This window comes from Pseudomonas sp. SDO5591_S426 (assembly GCF_054070755.1).
This window is the reverse complement of the sequence record NZ_JBSVXD010000066.1, coordinates 21,886-28,154: the sequence shown is the minus strand read 5'-3', so window position 1 is coordinate 28,154 and position 6,269 is coordinate 21,886. Positions and strand designations below refer to the sequence as shown.

5 protein-coding genes are annotated in these 6,269 nt (G+C 59.6%); 1 reads left to right on the top strand and 4 read right to left on the bottom strand.

Translation table 11 applies throughout. From position 1 onward, the window contains the following. Window positions 1–28: 28 nt before the first annotated feature. The 3 genes from hglS to ACW9JC_RS15190 all read right to left on the bottom strand — a co-directional run bounded on the left by hglS (window position 29) and on the right by ACW9JC_RS15190 (window position 3,953). Entirely contained in the window at window positions 29–1,408 is a 1,380-nt protein-coding gene (gene hglS / locus ACW9JC_RS15200; RefSeq protein WP_457455778.1) for a 2-oxoadipate dioxygenase/decarboxylase HglS, read from the bottom strand. A 111-nt stretch (window positions 1,409–1,519) separates the two neighbouring features. Then, complete coding sequence (locus ACW9JC_RS15195; protein ID WP_457455776.1) at window positions 1,520–2,476, bottom strand: alpha/beta fold hydrolase; 957 nt, start codon at window positions 2,474–2,476, stop codon at window positions 1,520–1,522. Window positions 2,477–2,498: 22 nt separating this feature from the next. Beyond that, window positions 2,499–3,953, bottom strand: coding sequence for a flavin-containing monooxygenase (locus ACW9JC_RS15190; RefSeq protein WP_457455774.1), 1,455 nt, complete (start codon window positions 3,951–3,953; stop codon window positions 2,499–2,501). Window positions 3,954–4,148: 195 nt separating this feature from the next. Between ACW9JC_RS15190 and ACW9JC_RS15185 the strand changes: the two genes are divergently transcribed. After that, window positions 4,149–5,222: a diguanylate cyclase gene (locus tag ACW9JC_RS15185; protein ID WP_457455772.1), complete on the top strand. Its 1,074-nt coding sequence runs from the start codon at window positions 4,149–4,151 to the stop codon at window positions 5,220–5,222. Window positions 5,223–5,386: 164 nt separating this feature from the next. Here the strand turns inward: ACW9JC_RS15185 and ACW9JC_RS15180 are convergent, their stop codons facing one another. Continuing rightward, window positions 5,387–6,256, bottom strand: coding sequence for an isocitrate lyase/PEP mutase family protein (locus tag ACW9JC_RS15180; RefSeq protein WP_338581683.1), 870 nt, complete (start codon window positions 6,254–6,256; stop codon window positions 5,387–5,389). Window positions 6,257–6,269 lie beyond the last annotated feature (13 nt).

The window sequence follows — 6,269 nt, the reverse complement described above, 5'->3', positions numbered from 1 at the left end:
TGCCGCAGGCTGCGATCTTTTTTAACGGTCAATTACTCAGTGCGGCAAAACACTGCTCGATCGAACGCCGTTGCGTCTCCGCATACAGTCCCAATTCATCAATGGTCGAACGCCCCAACGCTTTCTCGAACGCCTGCTGATTGGAATGCACACCATAGTGAGTCTGCGCGGCGTCCCCCAGGTTTGACTGAAAAATCCCTGCCGCGCTCACCGGCAGGAAATCTTCGTACACCAACGGTTCAACCCGCAGATAACCGTCGCTGACCAGGTCTTCCAGAGGCAAGGTTTTCAGCTCGGCGGCGGCCAGGCCTTTTTCCGTCACGAAGTAGCGAAAGTACGCCAGTTCCTGTCGGCGCATGCCTTCATAGGTGTCAGGAAATTCGCTGAAGTGCTGCGTCATCAAAGCGTTGTAGCGCTCGGCGTTGGCTTCGTTGGGGAAGTCCTTGAGTTCGTCCCGCGCAGCATTGAGCAAGCGGTCATACAGCGCTCGACCTTTAGGCGTAAGGGCCGCGCCGCGTTGTTCGATCTCGCCGAAGCGGGCGCTGTGACTGCCTTGGGTTTTGGCCTGATCGGTGAAGGCGACCGGTTCATCGAGCGCCTTGAAGCTGGTCTGACGCAGCAGGATCGGGCACTGGCGACGCGGCGGGCCTTCGATCACCGCTTTGGGGGTGATGCCGTGTGCCGGCATTTGCGCCTGGACGATGTCGATGTCCAGGGTGCGCGGTGTCAGGTGATTGATGTGCGGACCTTTGAACGCCACCACATCGGCAATCAGGCGATGCTGGGCGCTGAGTTTCTGGTACTGCTCGGCGGTGACGGTGGCGCTGTGGTGCCAGCGGAAAGTTTCCAGCGCCTGTTTGACGAACTCTTCTGCCTCTTGTTCGCTAAGGCCGCCCTGGCTTTCGGCGCGATCGATGAGGGTCAGCGCGGTCGGGGTGAAAATCGAACGTTTATCCAGCACCGATTGGGCGAACGCCCGCAATTCAATGTCTTCGATCAGCTCCAGACGCAACAGCGAGGTGAAGACGCGGAACGGGCTGACTTGCAGCGCCGCTTCGTGCACGGCGCGAAATGCCGTGGAGTGCACCGGTACGCCGGCCGGGGTCAGGTCGTAATAACCCACGGGTTGCATGCCCATCACCGCGAACAGGCGGGCGAGGGTGGCCAGTTCAGTGGCCGTCCCGACCCGGATCGCGCCATGGCGCTCCAGGTCCAGGCGTTCGATTTCGCCGGTGCTGTTCAACTGCCGGGCCACTTGCGGATCGCTGTCCAGCACGTGGCGGTTGGTCTGTTCCACCAGCTCCATCAGCGCGCCGTACAGCGGCACTTCTTCGCGGTACATGTCGGACATCGCTTTGGAGAAGCGTTGGCGGATCAGGTCGGGGCTGACGAAGCTCGGGTGATTCATGAACGAAATTCCTGGCGCGGTGACGTGAAGGATGGGAGAAAAGATCGCAGCCTTCAGCGACGCCGACAAACGAAGTTTCGGACGAACTTCATTCTGCAAAGGACTGCATGTTTAGTGCAGTCGTTGATCCTGAGGGCTTTCCGAGCGCAGCGATGCCAAAAACTCCCGATACAGGCGTGCAGAACCCGCTGGCGCCTCGACCATTGGCATGTGCCCGATGCCTTCCCAGATTTCCACCCGCAGATCGGCGATGCCCTTGCTCCAGATGGCCACGCTGCTGACATCGATCAGGCGATCCTTGCGCCCCCACAGCAGCAACGCCGGCGCCGTGATCTCCGGCAGTTTTGGCTCCATCGGCGGGCTGGCGCGAAAATCGCTGAAGATTTCTTCCAGTTCGTCGCGCGATTGTTCATAGCGGTGGGCGATGGCGTCCAGCACCACGCGTGGCACCCACGGTGGATCGGCCATGGTCATGGCATAGAAGTATTTGAATTCTTCACGGGAGTGAATCAGGAACGGGTTGTGGCCCTTGGCCAAATGGCGCTCCAGGTCACTGGGTTCGGGCGAGGTGACGCCGGCCGGATCGATCAGGGCGACCGAGACAATGCGCTCCGGATACGTGGCCGCCAGCCATGCCGCCAGGTAGCCGCCCATCGAGTTGCCGATCACATGAACCTTCTCGACCCCACAAACGTCAAGTAACTGAATCATGCGCTTGGCCTGCAGCGGGATGTCGTAGCCGCCACCGGCCTTGAAGCCGGTTTCGCCATGACCGGCAATGTCGGGGATGATCACTCGGTAGTTGCTGACAAAGTACCGGGCAAAACGCAGCCAGATATTTTTGTCGGCACTGAAGCCGTGCAGCATCAAGACATTGCTGGATGCTTCGTACGGCCCGCCTTGCCAGGTCGAGACGGTCATTTCGCTGATGGGCACGACAATCTTGTGCAGCTTGTACAACTTGGCCTCGGCGGCGGTGCTCAAGTTGTACAGCCAATAACCGATGGCCGGGTAGCTCAGCCAGCTCCAGGCCGCGAAAACCGCGATAGCGACAACCAGTAAAAGCATCGGATGTCTTCCTTCTAAAGGCTCAGGACAATATGTGATCGGCGGGTTTCAGGGCTCGGGTCAAGCGGTGGAAGCTGAAACTGAACCCCGGAAACATGGCAATCACATGACCGCTCTTGCTTTGATACCAACTGTGGCAGCCACCGGACTTCCACACCGTGCGCTCCATTTCTCTATGGATCATTTCAGTGTAGGTACGTTCTGCCTCGGGGCGAACTTCGATACTGCGCAAACCTTGTGTTTTTAATGTGCGAATGCAGTCGAGGATGTAGTTCATCTGCGATTCGATGATAAACAGCGCTGACGTGTGGCCGATGCCGGTGTTCGGGCCGGTGACGATAAACAGGTTGGGAAAGTCCGGCAGGCTGGTGCCGAGGTAGGCGCGAGGGTACTCGGCCCAGACGTTTCGCAATTGCGTGCCGTTTTTGCCGGTGACCGGGTAGGAAATCACCCCGTCGGTGGCGTCATAACCGGTGGACCAGACGATCAGGTCGAGATCGATATGCTGGCCGTCCTGCATGACGATGCCGGTTTCGTCGATCGCGGCGATCCCTTGTTCACGGCTGTGCAGCGTCACGTTACTGCGGGCCAGCGCCGGGTACAGAGTGCTGGAAAGGATTACCCGTTTGCAGCCGATGGTGTAATCCGGCGTCAGCTTTTTCCGCAGTTCGACGTCTGGCACCTGGCGCTTGAGAAATCGCAGGGCCTGATGCTGGACCATGCGCACGGCCGGCTTCGAGTATTTGAAGGCAATCACCCGGGTTTCGAATTGCCAGTAGATCATCCAGCGCAGCAGCTTGTAGGCCGGTTTGAGCCCAAGCAACCAACGCTGGAAACGGCCGAACGTGCGGTCCGCCCGAGGCAACACCCAATGCGGCGTGCGCTGGAACACATGCAGGTGCGCGACGTCCGGGGCGATTGCCGGAATCACCTGGGCCGCACTGGCGCCACTGCCGACGATGGCTACGCGTTTTTTCCGGTAATCGTAGGAATGGTCCCAATGGTTGGTGTGAAAGGTTTTGCCCTGAAAGCGTTCCTGACCTTCGAAGTGCGGCACTACCGGTTGGCTCAAAGGACCTGTGGCATTGATCAGGAATTGTGCGTGGAACGTGCCTTTGCCGGCGGTGTGCACGGCCCAGCGTTTGCCGATGTCGTCCCATTCGACACGCTCGACATTGGCCTGGAGTTCCACCCGGTCGCGCAGGCCGAAATGCTCCACCACGTAGCCGGTGTAGCGATGCAGTTCGGCTTGTTCGGCGAACATCTGCGTCCAGCGGTAAGGGGCGAAGGACAATGAGTAAAGCGGCGAGGGCACGTCGACGGCTGCACCGGGGTAGGTGTTCTGGCACCAGGTGCCACCGAAGAAGTCCCGCCGTTCCAACAGGCGAAAGTCAGTGATGCCGGCCTTGAGCAAATTCACCGCTGCACACTGGCCGCCAAAGCCGCTGCCGATGATCAGCACTTGAAAGGTCTGCATGGGTCTCCTTTTTTGTCGTGACGAGTCCAACCTGTTCTTCATGTATAGCCAATCATGGCGCCCGCGTATTGTGTCTATGTCAGGGTATTCAGCCTGCCAGCCGGTGATGGCTATTTAACGTTGCCCTGATAGACTTCGAGCACACCTCGCAACCTTCGGTGTAATCAGGTTCCGTTCTGTGGTGCAGAGGTCCCAATGGGAAACGTGGGAGGAAAAGGACTTTCACTGGCCAGGAGGCTCTACGCATCGCGTGCCCTTGGCCTCGTTCTGGGTTTGCTGTGCGTGAGTGCGGCGATGTACCCGCTGAATCCGGCGCCCTGGGTCTGGGGCGTGATGCTGTTCAACGGCTTGCTCTGGCCACACCTGGCCTATCAATGGGCGCGACGAGCCGCCAGGCCTTATCACGCCGAACACCGTAATTTGCTGGTGGATGCCTTTATGGGCGGCTTCTGGGTTGCCGCCATGCAATTCAATCCACTGCCCAGCGCTACCACCATTTCCATGATGGCAATGAATAACGTGGCCATCGGTGGCTTGCGTTTTCTGCTGGCGGGTACTGCCGCGCAGATTCTCGGCATCGGTGTCGGATGGCTCATCTTCACGCCGCTGTTCATTCCTGAAACCAGCCAGCTGCAGCTGTACGCCTGCCTGCCCCTGATGTGTTTTTATCCGTTGGCATTGGGCCTGATCTGTTTTCGCCAGGCCCATACCCTCGGCCGGCAGAAACGTGAGTTACTGGCCCTGAGCCGCACCGACAGCCTGACCGGCCTGCTCAATCACGGCGCCTGGAAGGACCAACTGGAAGTCGAGTTCCAGCGCTGCCAACGCCAGCCTCAGGGCGGGGCGATTGCCTTGATCGACATCGACCATTTCAAAAGCATCAACGACACGTACGGCCATGTCGCCGGTGACATCGTGTTGCGGCAATTGAGCAAGATACTCAGGCAGAACCTGCGGGCCACTGATGTTGCCGGGCGTTATGGTGGCGACGAGTTCTGCGTGATCCTGCCGAACCTGCCCCTGGGCAGCGCCGCTGCTGTCATGGAAGCCCTGCGGGAGCGCTTCGCTACCTTGGGCTATGAGCAGAGTCCAGCGCTGAAGGTCAGCCTGAGTATTGGGCTGGCGGCGTTCGACCCAAGTCACACGGATGCCACCCGGTGGCTCAACGATGCTGATCAGGCGTTGTATGAGGCCAAGACCAGTGGTCGAAATCGGGTTATCTGTTGTGGGGATGGTCGAGCGGAGCATGAGCTGCTTGATTCGGTTTGATTGGTCTTCACAAATCCCCTGTGGGAGCGGGCTTGCCCGCGATGGCGGTCTGCAAGCCGACCAATTTCTTGCAGATCCACCCGTCCTCTGTAGGAGCGAGCTTGCATCGGGCGGCGTTCCGACGATGGCGTCGTGTCAGGCGACAGAGGATTACTGGCTGCCCATCACTCCTTAACGTGCATGAACTCCTCCGCCCAACGAATGTATTCCTCAGGCTGCGTGTAGGTATGGGTCAGTTCTGTCGCGTTCAGGTCCGCGGCCTGGGTGAAGATCTGCCGTTGTTCGCGCAGGCTGTCGTACGTCGCCTTGATCGCGGCGAAGTAGGCGCCATGGCCATCGATGACGACGCGCACGCCCAGCTCGGCCAGGCGTTGGTCATCACGCAGTAGCGGATTACCGTAGGTCACCAGCATCAACGGAACGCTCAGGTGCTCGGCGATCTGTTCCAGATGGTCGAAATCTTTCACGCCCACCATGCAAATCCCGTCCGCGCCGGCGGCTTGATATTGCTTGGTGCGGCTGATGATTTCCTGGACCGGCAGAATCCCCGCATGGGTGCGGGCGATGATGGCCATTTCCGAGTCGCAGCGTGCTTCCAGTGCCGCGCGGATCTTGCCGACGCCTTCGGCGACGGTGATCAGGTCGGTGGATTTGCGGCCGAATTGCGCCGGCAGCAAGGTGTCTTCGATGGTCAGGGCGGCCACGCCGGCACGTTCGAGTTCGACGATGGTGCGCATCACGTTGAGTGCATTGCCGTAGCCGTGGTCGGCGTCGGCAATGACCGGCAATTGGGCGACACGGCCGATGCGGGTGGCCTGCTCGGCGAATTCGCTGAGGGTGATCAAGGCAAAGTCAGGGGCGCCCAGCACCTGCAACGAGGCCACCGAACCACCCAGGATCCCAACCTCAAACCCAAGGTCGGCGGCGATGCGCGCCGACATCGGATCGAAGACCGATGCCGTGTGATAGCAGGTGTTGGAAGCGAACAGTTGACGAAAATTGCGGCGTAAATCTTGATGAGACAGCCTGGACATATGGGTTCCACCA